The sequence below is a fragment of the Micromonospora sp. RB23 genome (assembly GCF_053585025.1).
Window position 1 is genome coordinate 1,333,957 of the sequence record NZ_CM132111.1, and the last position, 22,434, is coordinate 1,356,390.

Annotated in this window: 20 protein-coding genes, 1 tRNA gene and 1 other RNA gene; 10 read left to right on the forward strand and 12 right to left on the reverse strand. The window is 71.6% G+C overall.

What is annotated here, in order from left to right; all coding sequences use genetic code 11:
- Nucleotides 1-94 precede the first annotated feature (94 nt).
- From ssrA to ACTFTM_RS06215, 4 genes are all read left to right on the forward strand, one after another.
- Nucleotides 95-470, forward strand: a transfer-messenger RNA (tmRNA) gene (gene ssrA / locus ACTFTM_RS06200).
- A gap of 356 nt (nucleotides 471-826) precedes the next feature.
- Nucleotides 827-1,459, forward strand: a complete 633-nt coding sequence (locus ACTFTM_RS06205) for a hypothetical protein (RefSeq protein WP_449564885.1) — start codon at nucleotides 827-829, stop codon at nucleotides 1,457-1,459.
- Nucleotides 1,460-1,620: 161 nt separating this feature from the next.
- Nucleotides 1,621-2,109, forward strand: coding sequence for a hypothetical protein (locus tag ACTFTM_RS06210; protein ID WP_449564886.1), 489 nt, complete (start codon nucleotides 1,621-1,623; stop codon nucleotides 2,107-2,109).
- A gap of 44 nt (nucleotides 2,110-2,153) precedes the next feature.
- Complete coding sequence (locus tag ACTFTM_RS06215; protein ID WP_449564887.1) at nucleotides 2,154-3,104, forward strand: hypothetical protein; 951 nt, start codon at nucleotides 2,154-2,156, stop codon at nucleotides 3,102-3,104.
- A 16-nt stretch (nucleotides 3,105-3,120) separates the two neighbouring features.
- On the opposite strand, the gene mdlC is transcribed toward ACTFTM_RS06215, so the two are convergent.
- Nucleotides 3,121-4,716 carry a benzoylformate decarboxylase gene (gene mdlC, locus ACTFTM_RS06220; RefSeq protein WP_449564888.1) on the reverse strand — a complete coding sequence of 532 codons (1,596 nt, stop codon included), beginning with the start codon at nucleotides 4,714-4,716 and terminating at the stop codon, nucleotides 3,121-3,123.
- 123 nt (nucleotides 4,717-4,839) lie between these two features.
- On the reverse strand, nucleotides 4,840-5,640 hold the full coding sequence (locus ACTFTM_RS06225; protein WP_449564889.1) for an S-methyl-5'-thioadenosine phosphorylase: 801 nt from the start codon (nucleotides 5,638-5,640) through the stop codon (nucleotides 4,840-4,842).
- A 171-nt stretch (nucleotides 5,641-5,811) separates the two neighbouring features.
- Between ACTFTM_RS06225 and ACTFTM_RS06230 the strand changes: the two genes are divergently transcribed.
- A complete protein-coding gene (locus ACTFTM_RS06230) occupies nucleotides 5,812-6,402 on the forward strand; it encodes a YqgE/AlgH family protein (protein ID WP_396801320.1) in 591 nt (196 codons plus the stop codon).
- Between the two features lie 87 nt (nucleotides 6,403-6,489).
- Nucleotides 6,490-6,562: transfer RNA gene (locus ACTFTM_RS06235), tRNA-Ala, on the forward strand.
- A gap of 15 nt (nucleotides 6,563-6,577) precedes the next feature.
- Here ACTFTM_RS06235 and ACTFTM_RS06240 read toward each other — a convergent pair.
- The 7 genes from ACTFTM_RS06240 to ACTFTM_RS06270 form a co-directional block, all read right to left on the reverse strand.
- Nucleotides 6,578-7,858: a sensor histidine kinase gene (locus tag ACTFTM_RS06240; RefSeq protein ID WP_449564890.1), complete on the reverse strand. Its 1,281-nt coding sequence runs from the start codon at nucleotides 7,856-7,858 to the stop codon at nucleotides 6,578-6,580.
- On the reverse strand, nucleotides 7,855-8,511 hold the full coding sequence (locus tag ACTFTM_RS06245; RefSeq protein WP_449564891.1) for a response regulator transcription factor: 657 nt from the start codon (nucleotides 8,509-8,511) through the stop codon (nucleotides 7,855-7,857). The genes ACTFTM_RS06240 and ACTFTM_RS06245 overlap by 4 nt, the downstream gene beginning before the upstream one ends.
- A gap of 71 nt (nucleotides 8,512-8,582) precedes the next feature.
- Nucleotides 8,583-9,842, reverse strand: a complete 1,260-nt coding sequence (locus tag ACTFTM_RS06250; protein WP_449564892.1) for a cation:proton antiporter — start codon at nucleotides 9,840-9,842, stop codon at nucleotides 8,583-8,585.
- The gene (locus ACTFTM_RS06255; protein WP_449564893.1) at nucleotides 9,839-11,092 is read right to left on the reverse strand and encodes a cytochrome P450; all 1,254 of its coding nucleotides are present in this window, start codon (nucleotides 11,090-11,092) and stop codon (nucleotides 9,839-9,841) included. The genes ACTFTM_RS06250 and ACTFTM_RS06255 overlap by 4 nt, the downstream gene beginning before the upstream one ends.
- On the reverse strand, nucleotides 11,089-12,078 hold the full coding sequence (locus ACTFTM_RS06260; protein ID WP_449564894.1) for an alpha-hydroxy acid oxidase: 990 nt from the start codon (nucleotides 12,076-12,078) through the stop codon (nucleotides 11,089-11,091). Before ACTFTM_RS06260 ends, ACTFTM_RS06255 begins: the two co-directional genes overlap by 4 nt.
- 1 nt (nucleotide 12,079) lies before the next feature.
- Nucleotides 12,080-13,642 (reverse strand): NAD(P)-binding domain-containing protein, encoded by a 1,563-nt coding sequence (locus tag ACTFTM_RS06265; RefSeq protein ID WP_449566556.1) that lies wholly within the window; start codon nucleotides 13,640-13,642, stop codon nucleotides 12,080-12,082.
- Nucleotides 13,635-15,152 (reverse strand): aromatic amino acid ammonia-lyase, encoded by a 1,518-nt coding sequence (locus ACTFTM_RS06270; RefSeq protein ID WP_449564895.1) that lies wholly within the window; start codon nucleotides 15,150-15,152, stop codon nucleotides 13,635-13,637. The genes ACTFTM_RS06265 and ACTFTM_RS06270 overlap by 8 nt, the downstream gene beginning before the upstream one ends.
- 63 nt (nucleotides 15,153-15,215) lie before the next feature.
- On the opposite strand from ACTFTM_RS06270, the gene ACTFTM_RS06275 reads away from it, so the two are divergent.
- A complete protein-coding gene (locus ACTFTM_RS06275) occupies nucleotides 15,216-16,754 on the forward strand; it encodes an NAD(P)-binding domain-containing protein (protein ID WP_449564896.1) in 1,539 nt (512 codons plus the stop codon).
- On the forward strand, nucleotides 16,744-18,126 hold the full coding sequence (locus ACTFTM_RS06280; protein ID WP_449564897.1) for a class I adenylate-forming enzyme family protein: 1,383 nt from the start codon (nucleotides 16,744-16,746) through the stop codon (nucleotides 18,124-18,126). The genes ACTFTM_RS06275 and ACTFTM_RS06280 overlap by 11 nt, the downstream gene beginning before the upstream one ends.
- 41 nt (nucleotides 18,127-18,167) lie before the next feature.
- Here ACTFTM_RS06280 and ACTFTM_RS06285 read toward each other — a convergent pair whose 3' ends face one another.
- Both ACTFTM_RS06285 and ACTFTM_RS06290 read right to left on the reverse strand, forming a co-directional pair.
- Nucleotides 18,168-19,466, reverse strand: a complete 1,299-nt coding sequence (locus ACTFTM_RS06285; protein ID WP_449564898.1) for a hypothetical protein — start codon at nucleotides 19,464-19,466, stop codon at nucleotides 18,168-18,170.
- Nucleotides 19,467-19,616: 150 nt separating this feature from the next.
- Nucleotides 19,617-19,739, reverse strand: a complete 123-nt coding sequence (locus ACTFTM_RS06290) for a 50S ribosomal protein L36 (RefSeq protein ID WP_030490864.1) — start codon at nucleotides 19,737-19,739, stop codon at nucleotides 19,617-19,619.
- 139 nt (nucleotides 19,740-19,878) lie between these two features.
- Between ACTFTM_RS06290 and ACTFTM_RS06295 the strand changes: the two genes are divergently transcribed.
- Nucleotides 19,879-20,784, forward strand: a complete 906-nt coding sequence (locus ACTFTM_RS06295; protein WP_449564900.1) for a lytic polysaccharide monooxygenase auxiliary activity family 9 protein — start codon at nucleotides 19,879-19,881, stop codon at nucleotides 20,782-20,784.
- Between the two features lie 24 nt (nucleotides 20,785-20,808).
- Here ACTFTM_RS06295 and mgrA read toward each other — a convergent pair whose 3' ends face one another.
- On the reverse strand, nucleotides 20,809-21,804 hold the full coding sequence (gene mgrA / locus ACTFTM_RS06300; protein ID WP_449564901.1) for an L-glyceraldehyde 3-phosphate reductase: 996 nt from the start codon (nucleotides 21,802-21,804) through the stop codon (nucleotides 20,809-20,811).
- A 93-nt stretch (nucleotides 21,805-21,897) separates the two neighbouring features.
- Here mgrA and ACTFTM_RS06305 point away from each other — a divergent pair, with 93 nt between their 5' ends.
- Nucleotides 21,898-22,404 carry a hemerythrin domain-containing protein gene (locus ACTFTM_RS06305; protein WP_449564902.1) on the forward strand — a complete coding sequence of 169 codons (507 nt, stop codon included), beginning with the start codon at nucleotides 21,898-21,900 and terminating at the stop codon, nucleotides 22,402-22,404.
- The last annotated feature ends 30 nt before the right edge of the window (nucleotides 22,405-22,434 follow it).

The window sequence follows — 22,434 nt, forward strand, 5'->3', positions numbered from 1 at the left end:
TTGTCCGGGTCGGCGTGCCGGCTCGGGGCTCGGGATGAAAGCCGTTGCGGCAGGCGTTATTCTTGTCAGTGCCGCCACATCGGCGGCCTGTCGAGGGGGTGACTGGTTTCGACTTCGTACGCAGCGACAGGGGAAGCGAGCCGAGGAAGCCGACGTCGTCTCGAGAATCGGTCGTCGGAAACCAATAAGCGCCAAGAGCAATCGCGCTGACTTCGCTCTCGCCGCCTGAGGCGAGTAGTGAGTCTGTCGGCCTGGGAACGCCTTCGTCCCAGTTAGCCGGCATCAGCTAGAAGGCTGGCCAATCGGACCCGGTCGCGGGGTCCGTGCGGCGAGATCAATCAGCGACTGGGCCCGTCACACCAACTTGCTCGCGTGAGCGGTGGGGCCGAGTAGAGGCATAGCGAGCTGCGCTCGGAGAAGCCCTGACAAACCGGCGAAGGACCCGGGTTCGATTCCCGGCACCTCCACCACCTCGAAACGATGCGCCCCGGCCCACCGGCCGGGGCGCATCGTCGTATCCGGCCCGGGTGCCGGGCTTGGTCGTATCCGGCCCTGGGCAGAGGGCTTGATCCACTCCACGTCGCCCATGTGGGGGGATCCCGACGCCTGGACACCCCCACATCGCCGATCTGGAGTCGATCATCGAGCGGCCGCCGACGCCGGGCCGCCGACGCCGGGCCGCCGACGCCGGGCCGCCGACGCCGGGCCGCCGACGCCGGGCCGCCGACGCCGGGCCGCCGACGCCGGGCCGCCGACGCCGGGCCGCCGACGCCGGGCCGCCGACGCCGGGCGCCGGGGGTGGGGCGTCGCCGCCTACGCTGCGGCTGTGGCGAACCAGGGACTGCGTCTGTCGGTCGGCGCGTCAGCCGGTCAACGCACGCTCGCGGTGGTGACGGGGGTGCTCGTCGCGGCGGTCGGTGCGGCCTTCGTGCTGGGCCCGGTGATCGCGGGTGGGCTGGTACGTCGCCTCACCGGCCCCGGGGACGGGTTCGCCACCTACGAGGAGGCCCGCGATCTGCCGCCCGGCATGCTGCCGCCCGCGCTGCGGGAGTCCGGGGGCGGGTCGGGGCGGGGACTGTTCCTCGGGCTGTGTGGGCTCCCGTTCGTCCTGCTCGGTGTCTTCCTGGTGCTGCGGGTGCTGCGGACGGCCGCGTGGTTGGACGGCAGCCGGGTGCACGTGCGAGGTGCCGTGCGCAGCCGTACCGTCGATCTCGCCACCGCCAGCGTCGACCCGGGGTCGTACCGCGAGACGGAGGGCCGTGGTGGCCCGCCGGCCATCGCCGTCGCCGATCGGGTCAGCGGGCAGCGGGCCACGGTCCCACTTCGGGGCATGGGTCTGCCGGTCCTGCCGCCGTCCGAGCTGCGCGCGCTGGCCGACGCGTTCGTCGCGGCCGGACCAGAGGCCGCACCCGACGCTCGCGCCGTCGCCGCCCACCTACGCCGGCTGGCGGACGCCTGAGCTGTCGCGACCGAGGCCGGCGCTGCGACGTCTGCGACGCCTGGGGCAGGAGCGCGTCGCTGTGGCGGGTGGGGTGGATGAGCACCGAAAGGCCCCTGGACAGGGCGAACGGCCGGGTTCACCATCACGGTATGGGGTAGCAGCGCCGTGCGGGAGGTGCCATGGCCACCGGTGGAGTCCAGCACTTGTCAGGCACCGTCCGGCTGCCCGCCGCCCACCCGCATCCAACCGGACTCGCGCCGGAGGCGCGCCCCGCCGGGTTCGCCGCAGACCTGCACGCCCTGGCCCGGGCGATCGCTGTCGCGGCGGCCGAGCCGTGCTGGCGCGAGACCGTACTGCTGCGCCTGCGTCCGGTCGGGCAGGGCTTCGCCGAGCACGTGCGGGTCACCGAGGGGCCGGCCGGTCTCTACCGGGAACTGCTGACCCACTCGCCCCGCCTCGACCACGCCATCCGGCTGCTGACCCGGGAGCACGCCGCGATCGTCGCCGCGATCAGGGCCGTGCAGCGGGTCGCGGAACGGCCCGAGGCCAGCCCCGACGAACTACGCCACCGTGCGGGTCACCTGCTGCGGGCGCTCGGCCGGCATCGTCGGCGTGGCACCAATCTGCTCTGGCAGGCGTACCAGACGGATCTGGGTGGCGAGACCTGAGCCGACGCCGGAACCCCCGCGCCGCCGACACCGTCGAACCAGGCATGCGTCGACCGGTCCTGCTGCTCGTCCTGCCCCTGCTGTCCATGGTGGCCTGCGCCGCCGCACCCACCGCGGATTCCGCCGTCGGTCCCACCGCGTCGACCCGGCGTGGGTTCGACGACCGGGCCGCCGCGGTCGCCGCGGCCTGGCGGCCCGGTCCCGGTTGGCGTGACGGGTACGTGCCCCTCCAGGGGCCGACCGTGCTCACCGGCGATCCGCGATTCACCCCGGACACCGAGACGGCCTTCCGAGCCGGCTGGTACCGCGCGCAGGTCGCCATCCCGTCGACCGGCGTCAGTGGCGAGATCCGTTTCCCGGACGGCCGGTTGGCCCTGCCGCTCATCAGCGCCGCCGAGGCGTACCGGCAGCTCGCCCAGGGTGACCCGCTGCCGTGCCCGGGACGGCCGAAGCGTCCCGGACTGCCGACTCCCGGCGGTCCCACGGTCGAACCCGGGCCGGATGGCTGGGCCACCAGCACGACGCAGACGGCCTGCCTGCCGCTGACCGTCACCGGGGTGACCCTGGGCGCCGTGCCCGTCCGTACGAGTCGAGGCGAGGCGCAGGTCCCGGCCTGGTTGTTCACGGTGGAGGAGTTGGCCACCCCGGTGGCCCGACTCGCCGTCGCGCCGACGGCTGTCAGACCGGTCCCCTCGGTGTCCCCGCCGGCGCAACCACTGCCGGACGGCTTCGTGGGCGCCCAGGACCTCGCGTCGGTGGACGGCGCGAAGATGACCGTCCGCCTGGGCGTCGGCTCCTGTGACACCGACATCACCCCGCTGGTGTGGGAACGGCCCGACGTGGTGGTGGTCGGCGGTACCGTCACCCGGTCCGCCGGCGTCTGCAACGCCATGCTCAAGCTCGAACCGGTCGCGGTCACCCTGGACGCACCGCTGGGGGCGCGGCCCGTGTTGGACGTCTTCAGCGGGGCTCCGCTGTCGATCGCCCCACGGTGACCGCCCCGGCGTCCGGTCAGAGGATCGTGGGCACGTCGGTGCTGATCGGCACCGGCAGCACGGTGGGCCCCGTGGCGCGCAGACCGGCCGTGAGGGCCGCGCCGAACTCGTCGGGAGTTCGCACCACCTCGGTCGCGCAGCCGTAGCCGGCCGCTATCGCCGTGACGTCAAGTCCCGGCAGGTCCAGCCCGGGCACCCCGGGAGTGTCCTTCAGCTCGGCGAACGCCTTGAGGATCGCGTACTGCTGATTGACCGGGACGACGACCACGACGGGCAGTGACAGGCGCGCGGCGGTCCAGAGGGCCTGCACCGAGTAGTGGAACGAGCCGTCACCGATCACCGCCACCACCGGCCGGCCGCGCCCGGTGTCCCGCTCGGCCAGCGCCACGCCGATCGCCGCCGGCAGGCCGTAGCCGAGACCGCCGCTGGCCATCGTGAAGTACGACGCGGGGCGGGTGATGCGAAGGTTGCGGCGCAGCGCGGCCAGGTTGGACGGTGACTCCTGGACCAGCACGCCGTCGGCCGGCCAGTGCGCGGCCAGCGCGGCGAACATCGCGTCGGCGCTCAGCGGCACGGTGACCTCCGGCGGCGGCGGCGCGGTCCGGGGCGCCGGCGGCTGCCGGCCGGCCGCCGGGACCAGGTCGAGCAGGGCGGTGAGGGCCAGTCCGGGGTCACTGAGCAGGCTGTCCCCGACCGGGGCGCGGGCGGCCTCGTCCGGGTCGTCCGTGACGTGCAGCAGCCGGGCGCCCTCGGGCAGGTGGTCGCCCGGCACGTGCGGGTAGTAGCGGAACACCGGGGCACCGACCACCAGGACGCTGTCGTGCCCGTGCAGCGCCTCGGCCAGCGGCCCGATGGCGAACGGCAGGACCCCCCGGAACTGCGGGTGGTCCTCCGGGAACACGGCCCGCTCCGGCGCCGGCGCCGACCAGACCGGTGCGGCCAGGCGCTCGGCCAGCGCGACGGCCGCCGACCAGCTTCCGGAGCGGTCCACGCCGGGCCCGAACACCAGGGCCGGGTCGCGGCTGTCGGCCAGCACCCGGGCGAACATCTCCAACCGCTGCGGGTCGGGCCCGAAGCGGGTCGCCACCGAGCGCGTCGCGGGCGGCGACCCGGCGGGCTGGGCCCAGTCGTCCATCGGCAGGGAGAGGAAGACCGGCCCGACCGGGGGTTGCACGGCGGTCGCGTACGCCCGCAGCAGCGCCGCCGGGATGTCCTGCGCGCGGACCGGTTCGTAGCTCCACTTGACGTACGGCTCGGGCAGCTCGACGGCCCGGCGACTGGTCAGGCGGGGTTCCAGCAGCAGCATCTCCCGGGTCTGCTGACCGGCGGTGACGATCAGTGGCGTCTTGTTGTGCCAGGCGGTCACCAGGTTGCCCATGCCGTTGCCCATGCCCGGCGCCGTGTGCAGGTTGACGTGCGCGGGCCTGCCGGCGGCCTGGGCGTACCCGTCGGCCATCGCCACGGCCGTGGCCTCGTGCAGCGCGTGGACGTAGTGGAAGTCGGCCGGGAAGTCCCGCAGGAACGGCTCCTCCGTGGAGCCGGGGTTGCCGAAGACGGTGGTCATGCCCAGGGTGCGGAGCACGTCGTACGTCGCGTCCCGGACCGTTGCCATCGTCGCCTGCCTCCGCTCGCGCGCAGGGGCGACCGTGGGCCGCCCTCCCGATCAGCCGAATCTATCGGGATGTGACAGACCTTTCGGGCTTTTCCGGCGTCCGGGGAGGTCGTCCGAGAGCGCTCAGGGGAGCGCGAAGGGCAGTTTGATGCCGTCCAACGCCCGACCACACGCGCAGTCCTGCTCCGCGGGGAGCGCGTCCAGCGCGTCCAGCAGCACGTCCCGCAGCCGGTCGGTGTTCGCCGCGAACACGCGGAACACCTCGTCCTGGGTCACCGTCTCACCCGCCTGCACACCGGCGTCCAGGTCGGTGATCAGCGCGATGGAGGAGTAGCAGAGCGCCATCTCCCGGGCGAGCACCGCCTCCGGGTGGCCAGTCATGTTCACGACAGTGCCGCCGATCGACGCGTACCAGCGGGACTCGGCCCGGGTGGAGAACCGTGGTCCCTCGACCACCACCACCGTCCCGCCGTCCACCGCCGTGACGTCCCGTCCGGCCGCCGCGGTGAGCAGGGCGTGGCGGCCCTTCGGGCAGTACGGGTCGGCGAACGGCACGTGCACCGCGCCCTCGTCGTAGTACGTCTGCACCCGACCGCTGGTGCGGTCGACGAGCTGGTCCGGCACCACGAACGTGCCCGGGCCCAGCTCCGGCCGCAGCCCACCGACCGCGCACGGCGCCAACACCTGGCGTACGCCGAGCGAGCGCAGCGCCCACATGTTGGCCCGGTACGGAATCCGGTGTGGCGGAAACCGGTGGTCGGATCCGTGCCGGGGCAGGAACGCGACCCGCCGCCCGGCCACCTCCGCGATGGTCACCGCGTCCGACGGTGGACCGTAAGGGGTGCCCAGCTCATGGGGGGTGCCGTCGAGGAGCGCGTACAGCCCCGAGCCGCCGATCACCGCGAGGTCCGCCGTCGGTGCCATGGAACCTCCGTCGCAACTGTCCGATCACCCCCGCTCAGACCTTAGCCAGCGCCCGGGACGCAGGCTATGGTGCCAGGCATGGCGTTGACAGCGCGGCTGACCCCGATGCACCGTGCGGAGGCGGCGGATGACGGATCCCGGGTGCGGGCTCACGGCTGACGGGTAGGTGGGATGCAGGGAGAGGGCCAGGCGATCGGCGGACGAGCGATGGAGTCGATGACCGGGCGACTGCTGGTCGCGACTCCGGCGCTGAAGGACCCGAACTTCGACCGTACGGTGGTGCTGCTGGTCGCCCACGAGCCGGGCGGCGCGCTCGGCGTCGTCCTGAACCGGGCGACCGAGGTGCCGGTGGCCGAGGTGCTGGGCGACTGGAGCGACCTGGCTCGCCACCCGGCGGTGCTCTTCGAGGGCGGCCCGGTGCAACCCGACTCGGCGATCTGCCTGGCCCGGATGCGTCAACCGCTACGGCGACTCAAGGGCTTCCACCAGGTGTCCGGGGCGGTCGGCACGATCGACCTCTCCGTCGACCCGGAGAAGCTGCGGGAGAGCATCGGAGGCATCCGGGTGTTCGCCGGCTACTCCGGCTGGGGCAGTGGCCAGTTGGAGCAGGAGATCGCCGACGGGTCCTGGTTCGTCCTGGACGCCCTGCCCGGTGACGCCTTCGTCGACCGCCCCGACGACCTGTGGCCGATGGTGCTGCGCCGGCAGGGCGGGATGATGGCCGCCGTGGCTCACTTCCCGCCGGACGTGGCGCTGAACTGACCCGGCCGGGTGGGGACCCCGCGAGATGACCATGCCGGCGGGTCTGTGTATAGTTTCCCAGTGCCCGGGCGACCGGGAGAACAGCAAGGGGCCGTGGCGCAGCTGGTAGCGCACCACACTGGCAGTGTGGGGGTCAGGGGTTCGAGTCCCCTCGGCTCCACCCTTGTGTTGCAGGTCAGCGGCTTGGTCGGGAATTCCGGTCAGGCCGCTGACCTTTTTCGTGTCGCACCTCCCGCCCGACCGAGGCGGTCAGGGCGACCCGAGGCGGAACCGTCGGTAGGCGAACGGTGAAGGTCGCCCCCACGCCGGGCCGGGCGTCGGTGGAGATCGTCCCGCCGTGACTGGTGACCACCTCCTTCACCAGGGCCAGGCCCAGACCGAAGCGGCGGTCCGCGGCCCCGGCCCCGCGGTGGAAGCGGTCGAAGAGGTGTGGCGCGTCGGCGGGATCGAAGCCGGCTCCGCTGTCCGTGACCACCAGGTCCGCGCTCCGGCGGGACGTGTGCAGGGCGACGTCGATGCGACCGCCACCCGGCGTGTGGGTGAGGGCGTTGGCGAGCAGTTCGCCGACCACGCGGCGCAGGGCCGAGGCGATGCCGCAGACGAGAACCGGGGTGTCCGGGACGGTCACGTGCAGCTGGACACCCTGCTCGGCGGCGCGGTCGGCCTCGCAGTCGACGGCCTGCGCGGCGAGGAGGGCCAGGTTGACGGGCTCGGAGGGGTGCCGGTCGACAGGGGTGGCGGCCAGGCGGGCAGAGAGCAGCAGCTCGTCGACGATCTCACCGAGGCGGCCGGTGGTCTCGATCAGGCGGTCGTAGTCGGCGCGGTCGGCACCGGCGCGGCGGGCCAGGATCTGGGCGCGGGTGTGCACCTGGGCGATGGGCGTGCGCAACTCGTGGCTGGCGTCGGCGACGAAGCGGCGTTGCCGGCCGAGCGCCTCGGCGAGCGGCGCCACGGCCCGGCGGCCCACGGCGATGCCCGTGAGCGCTGCCGCGGCGAGACCGACGATCGCGGCGAGGAGGAAGGCGGCGAGCAGGTGACGCCGGTCGGAGAGCTGGAAACGCGCGTCGAACACCGCTTGCACGACCCCCGTGCCGCGGGGCTGGGTGCGGACGTAGTAGGTCGTTCCGTTGCGGTCGACCCTGTCGCTGTGGACCTGCTGGTCGAGGGCCGCCGCGTCGATGGCGGACCGCAGGGGGAAGCCCGGCGGGGGCGGGTTGCGGCCCGGGTCGATGCGGCCGCCGTCGTACAGGATGATCCAGCTACAGGCCGGTGGTCCGTCGATGGTGCCGTGGACCACGCCGTAGCTGAGCTCCCGTTCGATCTGTTCGTGCTGGTTGTGCAGCAGGGCGGCGTAGGAGATGCCGGCGCCCAGGGCGAGCAGCGCCGTCATGGTGAGTCCGACGAGCAGACTGACCCGCGCCCTGGCCCGGCGCAGCATGGTGTCCTCGGAGCTCACAGGGTTCCCAGCTTGTAGCCGAGGCCGTGGACGGTACGGATCACCGATCGGCCGAGCTTGCGGCGCAGGTAGTAGACGTACGTGTCGACCAGGGAAGCCGCGGCAGCCTCGTCGAAGACCCGGCTGCGCAGCTCGGAGCGGGAGTGGACGGTGAGCGGCCGGGCCGCGAGGACCCGGAGCAGCTCGAACTCGCGCGCGGAGAGGGCGATCCGGGTGCCGTCGGGCAGGACGGCGTCGCGCGCGGCGAGGTCGAGCTGGCCCGATCCGAACCGCAGCACCTCGGTGGAGTCGGTGATCCGGCGGCAGAGGGCCCGAATGCGGGCGCTCAACTCGTCCAGGTCGAAGGGCTTCGTCAGGTAGTCGTCGGCGCCCGCGTCGAGGCCGGCGACCCGGTCCTCGACGGTGCCGAGCGCGGTCAGCAGCAGCGCCCGGGCGGCCACCGCCCGGGAGCGCAGCCGGACGACCAGGTCCAGCCCGTCGAGGGCGGGTAGGCGTCGGTCGATGACCATCACGTCGTACGGCCGGGTGAGCCCCAGGTGCAGACCGCGCTGGCCGTCCGGGGCCTGGTCGACGACGTATCCCTCGCCGGTCAGCGTCTCGGCCACCATTCCGCGTAGCTCCGAGTCGTCCTCGACGAGCAGGAGTCGGGTCATGGATAGATAGTGACACCGACTCATCGACATGTCTCTATGTTCCGGAAAGTTTGTCGCCGCAAACAATTACTTTACGGGGTACCGGCGGTCACGAGCGAGGGCGAAGGGGCGCGAGTGCGGGCCTCGCGCCGCTCGATCCAGCTCAGCAGCGGTGTCGTCATCAGCGTCGTGATGAGTGCGACCAGCACCAACACCGTGAAGAGCGACGGATTCACGATGCCCGCCTCCAGACCCACGTTGAGCGCGATCAGCTGCATCAGACCCCGGGCGTTCATGAGGGCGCCGACGCGCAGGGCGACCCGGTTCGGCTCACCGCGCATCCGGGCCGCGGCCCAGCAGGCCCCGTACTTGCCGGCGATCGCCACGGCCACACATGCGGCGGCGAATCCCAGTACCGCCGGATCGCCCAACAACGCGAACTCGGTGCGCAGCCCGGAGTAGGTGAAGAACAGCGGCAGGAACACCGTCGCGGCGATCGGCGACAGCGTGTCGACCACCTTGTCGGTCTGCTCGGAACGCGGCATCACCACGCCGACCGCGAAGGCGCCGAAGACCGCGTAGAGCCCGATCTCGTCGGTGTACCAGGCGACCAGGAAGAGCAGCGCCACCGTGCCGAGCAGCCGCGCGCGTTCGCCCGGGAACCCCATCACGTAGCCGGTCACCCGCCGGCCACCCAGCCACAGCACCAACCCGAACAGCACCGCGCCACCCACGGTGACCAGGGCCGGGCCGGCGGCACCCGAGGCGAACGCCAGCACCACCGCCAGCATGATCCACGCGACCATGTCGTCGATCGCGCCGCTGGCCAGGGCGACCATTCCATGCCGGGTACCGGTCTGGCCGCGCTCGGTGATGATCCGGGCAAGCATCGGGAAGGCCGTGATCGCCAGCGCCACGCCGACGAACGCCGCGGACACGCCGAGTGACACGTCGTCCGCGCGGATCGGTACGAAGCCCGCCACGCCCAGGACCAGCAGGATGCCCAACACCAGCGGCGCGGTGACACCCGCGAGCGACACGGCTCCCGCCGTGCCGGCGAGGTTGGTCAGCCGGTGGGAGGTGAAGGCGTACCCGGCCTGGAACATGAACAGCACCAGGCCGACCTGGCCGACCACGTACAGGATCGGCAGCAGCGGCGCGGGAAAGAGCGTGGCCTGCGCGTCCGGCCAGAGCAGGCCGAGCAGCGACGGGCCGAGCAGCACCCCGGCGAGCATCTCGCTCACGACGGCGGGCTGGCCCACCTTGCCGAGGAGCCAGGCGACAAGCCTGCAGAAGAGCAGAATGACCGCGACCGCGATGAAGAACCGCGGCGCGAGCTCGGTGGGGGTCATGCGTCTGCCTCCTCGAAGAAACGGGTGCACAACTTTTGTCGCCGGGCGTCGACGACCATCCAGGTGCCGCAGACGAGCTGCGTGACCGACCGCCCCACGTCGAAGAACCGGTCACGCTCCCGCATGAGGGCGAGCCGGCCGCGACCGGGACCGGCAAGACCTCGGGGCGTCAGGTACGCCGGACCACGACTCGGCAGCGAGCGCGTGTGCGCCGCCGACGAGCTGACCGAGAAGCGCCGCAGCACCTCCCGGGTCGCCGCGCGTAGCTGGATCGGTGCCGAGCCGCGCGCCGGACAGGCACGGTTGGCGGTGACGCCGTACGGGATGAAGTGCGTGTCCTGCCGGCGCAACGACAGCCAGCGGTCCGGGTCGAACCCGTCGTCGGCTGCGGGGCCGGTGCGCTGATATGCCTGATAGTTGAAGAGCAGCACCGAACCGGTGGGGAGGGTGTGATCTCCCACGGTGATCGGTCCGGAGGTGATTCGGTGCGCGATACCGAACAGCGGGTACACCCGGAGCGTCTCGTCGATGATCCGGTCGAGGGAGTCGTCCGACGTGTCCTCGACGGACCGGGCGCACAGCAGGATGTGTGTCATGGCCTCGGACATCTGCACCACGGCCGTGTTGAAGAATGCCCCCTGGAGGTACCAGGCGGTCTCCAGGGCGGTGAAGGGCGGCGGCAACACGACCGGGCACGTCCCCGCGTCGATCCGGTCCAGCAGGTAGCGCGTCAGCCGATCCCGCCGGGACATGTGCCGCAGACTCATCCCCTTCAGCGCGGTGACCACGTCGTCCGCGTTCGCCACGATGAGGTCCCGCACCTCCCGTGGGCAGGATGCGCCGAACACCAGCTCGTACGAGACCTCGGCCCAGATCGGCATCATCAGGTCCCGTAGCCGCGCGTGACTGGTCCGGCCGGTCGGGAGCGTGTCGAGGATCCGCCGGGTCGCGGCCGTCGCCAGCTCGTCGGAGCGCGTGTGGGGGACGGCCAGCACGTGCCGTGTGGTCCGCGCGACCGTCTTGTATGCCTCGCCGGGCTCCAGGTGCTCCTGATGCATCTGTGGACCGGGGGCGAGCCAGTACCAGAACAGGTCCGAGAGGCCGGCCCCGCGGCTGCGCCCGTCGGCGGCCGGATGGCTGTAGACCCGCTCGAAGTCCTCCGGTCCCACCAGCGGCCCGGGGACGGGAACCCCCTCGCTCCCGTTCACCCGCTCGAAGATCCACTCCCGGAGGGCGACCACTGCCTTCACCGGGTCACCACCTGGTCGGGCGTCAGATCGGCCGGTCGCCGCGCTCCGGCCAGGGCCAGGGCCTGATCCAGCTCGCCGGTGAGTCGTTCGAGCGTCTCCCGTACGCCCACCGATCCGCCCGCCGCGAGCCCCCGGATCACCGGACGTCCCACCAGCACCGCCCGCGCCCCGAGCGCCAGCGCGATCAGCACGTCGGCGCCGCCGCGCACACCCCCGTCGAGCAGCACCGGAATCTGCCCCCGCACGGCTTCCACCACCGCGGGCAGCGCGTCGAGCGTGGGAACAGCCCCGTCGAGCTGCCGTCCACCGTGGTTGGACACGATTACACCGGCAACGCCGTGCTGGACCGCGAGGCGGGCATCGGCGGGATGCAGGATGCCCTTGACCAGGATCGGCAGTCCCGTGACACCACGCAGCCACGCGATCCGGTCCCACCCCGCCGTCGCGTCCATCTCTATCGGCCGTACCCGGCCTGTCGCGTCGCGCATGTTCTCGCAGGCGTAGCCGGGCGGCAGGTCGGTGAAGCCGTTGCGCAGGTCACGCTCGCGCCTGCCGAACACCGGGGAGTCCACGGTCAGCACCAGCGCCCGGCAGCCCGCCGACTCGGCCCGCTTGACCACGTACTCCGTGAAGTCGAGGTCGGGTTGCGGGTACAGCTGGAACCACAGCGTCCCGCCCGCCGCCGCGATCTCCTCGACCGGCTGGGTGGCGGCCATGCTCACCACCATCGCCGTGCCGGCCGCCGCCGCCCCCCGCGCGGTGGCCGCCTCGCCGTCGGGATGCGCGAGCCGATGGAAGGCCATCGGAGCGACCAGCACCGGTGCGGCCAGAGACGTGCCGGCCACCATGGTCCGAAGGTCCCGCTCGCCGGTCGCCCGCAACACCCGGGGCACGAGCCACCGTCGCGCGAAGGCCCGTTCGTTGGCGGCCAGGGTGCGCTCCCGCCCGGCGCCACCCTCGAAGAAGTCCTGGTGGACGGGGTCCATGTCAGCCCTCGGCACCGGACAGGCAACGGCGGAGGAAGTCCTGTAGCGGACGTACGTGGACGTCGGGCCGATCCCACCGGTTCTCCAGGTTCTCGGCGAGGTGGTGCGTGCTGATCAGTTGGCCCTGACGGTGGTAACGGACCACCGGGTGCAGGTACGCCGCGTCGTGCGCCTGCCCCACCACGTCCTGGGCGACGCGGGACACGGTGATGTCGAACGGGTCGACCTGGTCGTGGTCGGGCCCGTACTCCAGCGTGATCACGAATGCCTGGTCGTACTCGTGGTCGGCGGTGCGCAGGCCGGTCGACACGAAGTAGTCCACCGGCACCTCCTCGTGGTAGCGGGCCGCCGGCCCCGCGACGGTGAGCACGTCGGCGAGGAACCCGAACTGCTGCCACAGGGCCGAGCTGCGGTTGACCCGCTCGATGACCGCCGCGGTCATGGCCGCCGGCTCGGCCGCGAGTCTGTCGGACGGCCACCCGATGGCGTCGTACCGAACCGAGAGGATCCGGTGCAGGGCGCGTACGGCGTAGCGGAAGCCGTGCACGAACCCGCTCGTCGACTTCTTGAAGTCACGTACCTGCGAGATCGTTCCGGCGAAGAACAGCCCCGGCACGTTCACCGACTCCCACGCTTCGGTCTGTGCCGGGAACCGGTCTCTGATGGCGAGCTGGGGCCGGGCCGAGGAGTCGAAGATCGAGTCGTCGAACCGGAACCCCGTACACGCCAGCACCCGGTCGTAGTGCAGCTCCTTCACGACCTCGTTCGCCCGGGAGAAGCTGAACGCGACCTTGTAGCCGGTACCGTCGCGCTCGATGCTCTTGATCGTGCCGTCGAGGATCGCGTTCGCCGACTTGAGCTGATAGGTGTCGAGGAAGTTGTTGTTCACCGCCCGCAGGTGCCCGACGTAGTGGGTACGCCACGCCATCCGCACCGAGCTGGGCCCGGCGACGTGGATCAGCGTCGTGGTCTCCATGAGGCTGTCGGCGGTCTCGAAGGCCGAGTTGCCCTTGCCGATGATCAGCACCTTCTGGTCGAGGTAGTCACGCGGCTCGACGCTCATCACGTCGTACCCCTCGGCCAGCTCGAATCCGACGATGTCCGGCTGGTAGGTCTTCGAGACACCGGTGGCGACGATCACCGTGCGGGCCGCCCAGCGTTGGTCGCCGGCCTCGACCGTGAAGACGTCGTCGTGCTTGGACACGCGGGTCACCCGGACGCCGTACCTGACCTTGACGCCCGTCTTCGCGGCGAAGTCCGCGAGGTACCGCACCATCACGTCGGCGTCCGGAAAGTACCGCTCGGTGTACTGCGTGAACAGCAGCGCCGGATCGTCGGTGAGCAGCGAGTTCCAGTCGAGCCGCAGATTCAGCTCGGGGTCGTCCGTGCCGGTGTGCGGTTTGTTGATCGAGATGAGTGTGCGGTGCCGCGGATAGGTGGCGAAGAAGGCGCCCGGACCGTCGGCGGCCTCCAGCACCACGTAGTCGCGCTTACCGTCGGCCTCGAATAGGGCGGCGAGCTGAAGACCGGCCGGACCGGCTCCGATGATCAGGTAATCAAGCATCACGGCGCTCACCGTACGAGTGGGAATTCAGAGATTTTTCAAGCTCTTCCACGATCACGACCGCTGTTCGGACGTCCCCGTCGAGCGGTCGGTCCGGGTCGACCGGGGGGATCGCCTCCTCCAGAGCCCGCAGGGCGCGGTCGCAGCCCACCGCCGTGGGCCGGCGAGCCCCCACGTGCACCGCCTGGCGCAGCCCCAGCGCGAGCGAACCGGTGATCAGGCGCAACAGTTCCGCCTGATCCAGGGCGCGGAGCGCGGCCTGCGTGCCGAGCGGAATGACGTCCTGGTTGTGCAGATTGGTGGGGAGGCTCTGCGCGCTCGCGGGTACGGTGTCCCGCCTGATCTCGGTGATGAGCGCCGTCGACGCGAGTTGAACGCCCTGTAGCCCGTGCTGCTGCCCCGGCCCCGCCGCGAGCATCGGCGGCAGCCCGCCGTTGCGGCCCGGATCCACCAGCAGGTCGAGCTGGCGTTCGGCGAGGTTGCCGACCTGGGCGATCACCATGGACAGGACGTCGGCGGCGAACGCGGCGGGCTGACCGAAGAAGTTGCCACCGTGTACGACCTTGTCGTCGTCCGGAAAGAACAGCGGGTTGTCGCTCACTGCGCCGAGGTCGGCCGCCACGACGCCGTCGGCATAGCGCAGGGCGTCCTCGGCCGCTCCGAGCAGCTGCGGCGCGCAGCGGATGCTGTACGGCTCCTGCAGCGGTCTGCCGCCGGACGGCCGCAGACCGGCGCAGGTCGCCCGCATCGCGGCGCCGACGTCGATGGCGCCCCGGTGACCGTAGGCGGCCAGGAGGGCGGGGTCGAGGAACTGTGGGTCGCTGCCGAGCAGGTCGGCGAGGAGGCAGCTCAGCGTCTGCACCACGCGGTGCGAGGTGCGGACCCGGTCCAGGGCGAGGGTCAGCGCTGCGGTGGTCAGCGACGTGCCGTTGACAAGCGCGAGCGCGTCCCGGCCGTCGAGCGGCAGCGGTTCCAGCCCGGCCTTGGTGAGCGCATCCGCGGCGGGCATCCGGACGCCGTCCACGTAGGCGTGTCCACGGCCGCGCAGCGCATTGGCGGCGGCGCCGAGTGGTATCAGATCGCCGCTGGCGCCGACCGAGCCGAGCCGGGGCATCGCCGGCGTGAACGTCGTGCCGAGCATGGCCGCGAGCGCGTCGATCACGTGTGGCGAGACCCCGGACGCGCCCCGGGCCAGGGACCAGGCGCGGACCAGCAGCGTCGCACGTACGACATCCAGGGGGAGGTCGTGCCCCTGACCCGCGCCGAGGTGGGCGAGGGTGTTGTCGGCCTGGTCGCGTTGGTCGGCTCGGCCCGCGTACCCCACGAGCGCCCCGAAGCCGGTGGTGGCGCCGTAGATGGCCCGGTCGTCGCCGAGTGCCTTGCCGAGGAACGTCCGGCCGCTCGTCACCCGGCTGCGCACCTCGTCACTGACCACGAGCGTGACCGGGTCGGCCGCGCGGCACAGGTCGACGGGATGCAGCGGTGCTGCCAGATCCACCTGAATCGTCATGGAAGCGGATGCTAGAAACAGTTTCTCAGAGCGCTCTGAAATCGCCTCAGTACATTTCGCCGCATGACGCACGATTGCCTGATCATCGGAGCCGGACCGGCGGGCTTGCAGCTCGCGGCCCTGCTGGAACGCGACGGTCACGACTATGTGGTGCTGGAGGGCGGCCCCCGGCCGGGCATGTTCTTCGAGACCTATCCCCGACACCGACAGTTGATCTCGATCAACAAGGTGTGGACCGGCTCGGAGGACCCGGAGTTCAACCTACGGTCGGACTGGAACTCGCTGCTGTCCGACGATCCGGCGCTGCTCTTCAAGAACTACAGCACGCGCTACTTCCCCGCCGCGGACGATCTCGTACGTTATCTCGCCGATTTCGCGCGGGGTCTGCGCGTCCGTTACGACACCCGGGTGACCTCGGTGTCGAAGACCGGTGACGTGTTCACGGTGCAGGCCGGCGACCAGACCTTCAACGCCCGGAGGGTCGTCGTCGCCACCGGCGTCTCCCAGCTCCATGTGCCGCCGATCGAGGGCGCGGAGCTGGCCGAGCGTTACGACAGCGTGAGCGTCGATCCCGCCGATTTCGTCAACCAGCGGGTGTTGATCGTCGGTAAGGGCAACTCGGCCTTCGAGACCGCCGACGCGCTGATCGAGACCGCCGCGACGATTCACGTCGCCGGGCCGCACTCCATCAAGCTGGCCTGGCAGACCCATTACGTCGGGCACCTGCGTGCGGTGAACAACAACTTCCTGGACACCTATCAGTTGAAGTCGCAGAACGCGGTCCTGGACGGCACGGTGGAGCGAATCAGTCAGCGGGAGGGCGGCGGTTTCCGGGTGCTCTTCCGGTACGCCCGGACGGTCGAGAATCTGCGCGAACTCGAGTACGACCGGATCATCCTCTGCACCGGGTTCCGCTTCGACGCGTCTGTGTTCGCCGAGTCGGCCCGGCCGGAGCTGGTCATCAACGATCGGTTCCCGGCGCAGACCCCGGCCTTCGAGTCGGTGAACGTTCCCGGCCTCTACTTCGCCGGCACCCTCAGCCAGCAGCGTGACTTCAAGAAGTCCACGAACGGCTTCATCCACGGCTTCCGCTACGCCACCCGCGCGCTGCACCACATCCTCCGCGAGCGGCACCACGGTGAGCCCTGGCCGTCCCGCCCCATCGCCCTGACGCCGGAGGCGATCGCCGCCTCGATCATCGCCCGGATCAACGTGACCTCGGCGCTGTGGCAGCAGTTCGCGGTGCTCGGCGACGTCATCACCGTCCACGACGAGGTCGCCCGCTACCGCGAGGAGGTGCCGGTCGCCTACCTGCGGGAGGCGGAACCGGACGTGTTCGCGTTCCTGGTGACCCTGGAGTACGGCCCCGACCACGACCAGGTCGACCCGTTCGACATCACCGTGCCGCGTCCGGCCGAGAACGACGCGAACGCCGCGCACGACGCCAGCTATCTCCACCCTGTCGTGCGGGTGCTGCGCGACGGGCAGGTCGTCGCCGAGCACCACCTGGCGGAGAACCTGGAGAACACCTGGAACCTGCCGACCGTGCACCAGCAGCCCCTCGAGGTGTTCGTCAAGGGTGTCCTCGCCGATGTCCGCTGACCTCTGGCCGCAGCCCGTCCTCGACCTCCTCACGACCGGCGGGGAGCGGCCGGTCTTCGAGGAGGGGACGGTCGTCACGACCGCAGCGGAGATGGCGGGTCTGGTCCGGCGCATCGCGGCCGGGCTGCGCTCGTCCGGCGCGGGGCCCGGAGTGGGTGTCACGCTCGACCTGCCGGTCGACGCCGCCGCCTTCGCCGCCACGGTTGCCGCCTTCGCTGTGGGAGCGCGGGTGTCCGGGTGGCGGGCCGACCTGAGCCCGGCACAACTGTCCGGCTCCCTCCTGGTCGACCCGACCCGGCTGGCCTCGTTCACCGAGCAGCCCGACAACGGGCTGCCACTCGTCGCGGCGGGACGGGCCGAGGATCCCGCCCGGATCATCTGGACCAGTGGCAGCACGGGAACACCGAAGGGTGTGGTGCAGACCTACGCGGCCATGTCCGCGTCCTGGGTCACCCACCCGGACCGGTGGCCCCCGGCCATCGCCGAACTGGCCAGCCGGTTGCAGCGCTACCTGGTCTTCGGATCGCTGGCCAGCCAGGTGATGCTGGAGTACGGCATCCTCGCCCTCGTGGCGGGCGGCACCCTCGTCGTGGCCCCCCGGCCGGTCTTCCCGGACGCCCTGGTCGAGCATCGGGCCACGGCCAGCGTGACCACGGTCGGCAAGCTGCACCAGCTGATCCGGGACCAGCGCTCCCACCCGGTGGACCTGCGTCACCTGCGGGCGCTGATGGTCTCCGGGTCGCCACTTCAGCCGGGCCGACTGGCGGAGGCGCTCGACGTGCTGGGTCCGGTGCTCTTCCACGGCTACGGCCAGACCGAGACGTCGATGATCGCGATGGTGACCCCCGCCGAGATGCTGACCGACCCCGCCACGCTCGCCACCGTCGGCCGTCCGGCCGTCGAGGTCTCCCTTCGCGACGGCGAGATCTACGTCCGCACCCCCGCGCAGGCATCGTCGTACTGGCAGGACCCGGACGAGTCGGCCGAGGTGTTCGTGGACGGCTGGGTGCGGACCCGTGACCTGGGTGAGCTCGATGCCGACGGTTACCTGCGGCTGCTCGGACGCACCCGGGACGTGATCATCGTGAACGCGCAGCTGGTCCACGCCGGAGTGGTGGAGCGCACGCTCGCCTCCGACGCCGCGATCGCCGAGGCGTACGTCGTCGGGCGGCCGGACGAGATGACCGGCGAGGCCGTGCACGCGTTCGTGGTGCCGGCGGCCGGGAGGACGCCCGACCCGGACCTGCTGCGCAAGCTCGTGGCCGTGCAGGTGGGCGACCTCGCGGTGCCCCGCACCGTCACGGTCATCGACCGCGTCCCGCTCGCGGCCAGCGGCAAACCCGACAAGAGTCAGCTCCGACAGCTCCGGTAGCGCCCGGACCGGCGAACCGGTCCGGGCGTCGCACCGCCGGGCTACTGACCGAAGCGCGCCCGGATGTCGTACACGTAGGAGGCCTTCTGCCAGATCACCGAGAAGCGGCCGGTCGGGCTGGACGCCGGCTGCGCGTAGCGCCCGTCGGGGGCGATGGTTTCGTCGGCCCCGAACGTGCCGTCCTGCCCGATCGTCCGGGCGTGCACCTGGTTGGTGGAGAAGTCCGGGCTGGGGGCCTGCCACGTGACCAGGCCGTCGCCGTCGTCGTCCAGGGTGATCTTCGGCCAGTCGCCGTCGCCAAGCCGGGTGACCGTGCCGAGCACGCCGGTGGAGGAGATCGAACGGGCGAAGACCTGCCTACCCTCGGGAGTCCAACGGCCCCAGGTCAGCACCGCGTCGCCATCCAGGTCACCGGCGAGCTCGTCGAAGAGGCTCAGTTCGTGGGCGGCCGGCGAGACGCTGAGGACGCTGCCCAACGTGTCGGTGTGGCTGTAGTGCCGTACGCGCAGGCGGGGCGGCTCGCCCGCTTTGGACCACCGGTAGCTGATGACCGCGTCGCCGTCCCGGTCCACGGCGAGCGAGACACTGGCGTACCGCACGTCGGTGGCCCGCCCCGCGATGACGCGCAGCGGCCCGACCCCCTCCGGGCGCACGCGGCGCGCGACAACCCGCTCGTAGCTCTCCGTCCAGGCGACGACGGCGGTCCCGGTGCGGTCGACGCCCACGACCGGCTGGTCCACGCCGACGCCGAGGGTCAGCTCCGGACCGAGGGAGCTGTCCGCGCCGAAGTAACGGGCCTTCGTCGTGTACGCGCCGTCGCGGATCTCCGTCCAGGTGACCAGCGCCAGTCCCGACGGGTCGACCGCGACGGCCGGGCTGACCCCGTGCCACGTGGCGATCATCTGGAGCGGACCCAGTTCGCCGGTGGCGGACACCCGCCGGCCTGCCACGAGACCGTCCTGTATCCACACCACTGCCGAGTCGCCGTCGTCGTCGGACGCGACCTTCGGCCAGAGCGCGGACGGTCCGAGTGGCGAGAGCGTCTGGATCGGGCCCAGTACGCCGTCCGCCGACACGGTCTGCGCCTTCACCTGGTCGTAGCAACCGCTCGCGTTGCTGTCGCAGCCGGACCAGGCCAGCAGCGAGTCACCCTGCCGGTCGACCGCGACGAAGGGCTGGTCCTGCCCGCTCCAGCCGGGCTCCGAGACGACCTGGATCGGCGACCACGTGGCCGCCCACGCGGGTGCCGGAACGGCGGCCAGTACGGCCAACGCTCCGACCACACCGGCGGCGAGCTGTCGCGTACGCCGTCGGGTGGCTGTTCTCTCTGCTCCGTGCACCGTCGCCCCCTCGATCGATGAACATGCTTGATCAAGGGGCATGATGCCATCGACCGGGCCGCACCGCGCGGCGAGAACCGAGACGCGAAACGCCCCGACCGGATGATCCCGGTCGGGGCGTTGTCGACTGTATGTCCGGTAAGGGGTTGATCAGCCCTGGCGGCTCTTCCACTGCGGGTTCGCGCGGTTCACCACGACCACCCGGCCGCGACGACGGACCACCACCGAACCGGGCTTCTGCTTGAGCGCACGCAACGAGCTACGTACCTTCATGTCTGCCTCCTCGGCCTGGGGGTCTGGCCTGTATTCGGTACCGGTTATCGGAACGCCGGGGACCGCCACGCGATTCCCGGGCCCCGGGCGTCGAACCTTTGGCCTCCCGCGTCCGTACCAGTGCACGGGAGGTCAAGCCATGAGGGTGCGTCGGATGCTCGTCGTGGTGCTCGTCGTCGTGGCGGCGGCGCCGCTGGGCGCGGTGCCCGGCTGGGCGCACGGCGCCCCCACCGACCCGGTCAGCCGGGCGGCGGCCTGCGGGCCGCAGGGCCGGTACGCCTCCACCGACGCCTGCCGGGCGGCCGTGGAGGCCGGTGCGGCGGTGCGGGAATGGGACAACGTACGCGTCGCGGCCATCAACGGTCGGGACCGGGAACGGATCCCGGACGGCGAACTGTGCAGCGGGGGACTCTCCGCGTACCGGGGGCTGGACCTGCCCCGGACCGACTGGCCGAGCACCCGGCTGACCACCGGCGCGACGTTCACCTTCCGGTACCGGACCACCATCGAGCACCGGGGCACCTTCCGGCTCTACGTCACCACGCCCGACTACGACCCGCGTAAACGGCTCACCTGGGCGGATCTGGAGCCGCGTCCGTTCCTGACCCGTACCGACCCGCCCGTGCGGGCCGGCGCGTACCAGTTGGCCGGTCGGCTGCCCACGGGTCGTACCGGCCGTCACCTGATCTACACGATCTGGCAGAACTCCAACACCCCGGACACCTACTACTCGTGCTCCGACGTGGTCTTCGCGGCCCCGGGCGGTACCCCGACACGTGCGGCGGCGACGAAGGCCTCCGCGCGTACCCCCGCGAGCCGGCCGGTCGCCGGCGAGTCGGCGGTGGCGGCGGCGGCCGACCCGGGCGTGCCGGTGGCGTCGGTGCGCGACCTCGGCGGCCGGTGGCCGGTCCTGGCCGGCGTCGCCGTCGTGCTGGTCGTGGCGGTGCTGGTCGGCGTCGGTCGGCGGCGGCGCGACACGGTCGCGCCGACGGGACCACGGTGCGAGGTGCGCAACCACCGGGCCGGGCGGCGCCGGATCTGGTGACCCGGCCCGCCCGTGATCCGGCGGTCAGCCCAGCAGGCGGTCGATCTCGGCCAGGTCCTCGGCGTCGAGGTCGAGGTTGTGCACGGCGGCGACGTTGGTCTCCAACTGCTCGACGCTGCTCGCCCCGATGATGAGGCTGGTCATCCGCGAGTCGCGCAGCGCCCACGCCAGCGCGAGCTGGGCCAGGGACTGACCGCGCCGCTCGGCGACCGCGCCGAGCCCCCGGATGGTCGCCATCTTCTCGTCGCCGAGGTCGCTCTCGTTCAGGAAGACGCTGGTCCGCACCCGCGAGTCGGCCGGGATGCCCTTGAGGTAACGGTCGGTCAGCAGACCCTGGGCGAGGGGGCTGTACGCGATGCAGCCGGCGCCGACCTGCTCCAGCGTGTCGAGCAGGCCGTCGTCCTCGGTCCAGCGGTTGAGCATCGAGTACGACGGCTGGTTGATCAGCAGCGGCGTGCCCAGGTCGCGCAGGATCGCCGCGGCCCTCGTGGTCTGCTCCGAGTTGTAGTTGGAGATGCCCACGTAGAGCGCCTTGCCGGAGCGGACGATGGCGTCCAGCGCGCCCATCGTCTCCTCCAGCGGGGTGTCCGGGTCGAAGCGGTGCGAGTAGAAGATGTCGACGTAGTCCAGGCCCATCCGGCCCAGCGACTGGTCCAGCGACGAGATGAGGTTCTTGCGGGAGCCCCACTCGCCGTACGGGCCGGGCCACATCAGGTAGCCGGCCTTGCTGGAGATGACCAGCTCGTCCCGGTACGGCTTCAGGTCGGTGGCCAGCATCCGGCCGAAGTTCTCCTCCGCCGAACCGGGCGGCGGCCCGTAGTTGTTGGCCAGGTCGAAGTGGGTGACGCCGAGGTCGAACGCGCGCCGGACGATGTCCCGCTGGCGCTCGTACGGGCGGTCCGGGCCGAAGTTGTGCCACAGGCCGAGAGAGACGGCGGGCAGCCGCAGGCCACTGCGTCCGCTGCGCCGGTAGGTCATGGTGTCGTAGCGGTCTTCCGCGGCGAGGTAGGTCACGATCATGAGCCTAGCGCCGGTCCGGCGTGCCCGAGATCGGGCGTGGAAAGGCGGACATCGGGGTAGTTTCGACCCGACGACCGGCCCAGCACCGCGAAAGTGAGCGACGTGGACGACATCACCGCACTGATCCTGGACGACCACGCCGCCTTCCGGCGCGGCTTCGCCCGCCTCGACGACGCCCGCGACGAGCAGGAACTGCTGGCCATCTGGGACGCCCTCGCCCTGCACCTCGACATCCACGCCGAGGCGGAGGAGGCGATCCTCTACCCGCACCTGGTCAAGCACGGTGACGACGGCGAGGACGAGACCGAAGACGCCATCGGCGACCACAACAAGATCCGGGACGCCATCGCCGAGTCCAAACTGCACCCCGTCGGCTCGAAGCCCTGGTGGGAGGCCGTCGGTACGGCTCGCCGGGAGAACAGCGAGCACCTGGCCGAGGAGGAGGACGAGGCGCTGCCCGACTTCCGCCGGCACGCCAGCTTCGAACTGCGCGCCGAGCTGGGCCAGCGTTGGCTGACCTTCTACGGCGAGCACAAGAACGGGCGCGACCTGCCGTTCCGCGACAAGGACCCGCAGGGGTACGTGGCCGACCACCGCTGAGATCTCCCCGCTGCGGGGGAGTCGCGCGCC

Excerpts from the sequence above, each read along its gene's own strand:
- ACTFTM_RS06210 (WP_449564886.1), top strand. The coding sequence starts at position 1,621 with ATGGCCACCGGTGGAGTCCAGCACTTGTCAGGCACCGTCCGGCTGCCC.
- ACTFTM_RS06215 (WP_449564887.1), top strand. The coding sequence starts at position 2,154 with ATGCGTCGACCGGTCCTGCTGCTCGTCCTGCCCCTGCTGTCCATGGTG.
- mdlC (WP_449564888.1), bottom strand. The coding sequence starts at position 4,716 with ATGGCAACGGTCCGGGACGCGACGTACGACGTGCTCCGCACCCTGGGC.
- ACTFTM_RS06225 (WP_449564889.1), bottom strand. The coding sequence starts at position 5,640 with ATGGCACCGACGGCGGACCTCGCGGTGATCGGCGGCTCGGGGCTGTAC.
- ACTFTM_RS06230 (WP_396801320.1), top strand. The coding sequence starts at position 5,812 with ATGCAGGGAGAGGGCCAGGCGATCGGCGGACGAGCGATGGAGTCGATG.
- ACTFTM_RS06245 (WP_449564891.1), bottom strand. The coding sequence starts at position 8,511 with ATGACCCGACTCCTGCTCGTCGAGGACGACTCGGAGCTACGCGGAATG.
- ACTFTM_RS06250 (WP_449564892.1), bottom strand. The coding sequence starts at position 9,842 with ATGACCCCCACCGAGCTCGCGCCGCGGTTCTTCATCGCGGTCGCGGTC.
- ACTFTM_RS06260 (WP_449564894.1), bottom strand. The coding sequence starts at position 12,078 with ATGGACCCCGTCCACCAGGACTTCTTCGAGGGTGGCGCCGGGCGGGAG.
- ACTFTM_RS06265 (WP_449566556.1), bottom strand. The coding sequence starts at position 13,642 with ATGCTTGATTACCTGATCATCGGAGCCGGTCCGGCCGGTCTTCAGCTC.
- ACTFTM_RS06270 (WP_449564895.1), bottom strand. The coding sequence starts at position 15,152 with ATGACGATTCAGGTGGATCTGGCAGCACCGCTGCATCCCGTCGACCTG.
- ACTFTM_RS06275 (WP_449564896.1), top strand. The coding sequence starts at position 15,216 with ATGACGCACGATTGCCTGATCATCGGAGCCGGACCGGCGGGCTTGCAG.
- ACTFTM_RS06280 (WP_449564897.1), top strand. The coding sequence starts at position 16,744 with ATGTCCGCTGACCTCTGGCCGCAGCCCGTCCTCGACCTCCTCACGACC.
- ACTFTM_RS06290 (WP_030490864.1), bottom strand. The coding sequence starts at position 19,739 with ATGAAGGTACGTAGCTCGTTGCGTGCGCTCAAGCAGAAGCCCGGTTCG.
- ACTFTM_RS06295 (WP_449564900.1), top strand. The coding sequence starts at position 19,879 with ATGAGGGTGCGTCGGATGCTCGTCGTGGTGCTCGTCGTCGTGGCGGCG.
- mgrA (WP_449564901.1), bottom strand. The coding sequence starts at position 21,804 with ATGATCGTGACCTACCTCGCCGCGGAAGACCGCTACGACACCATGACC.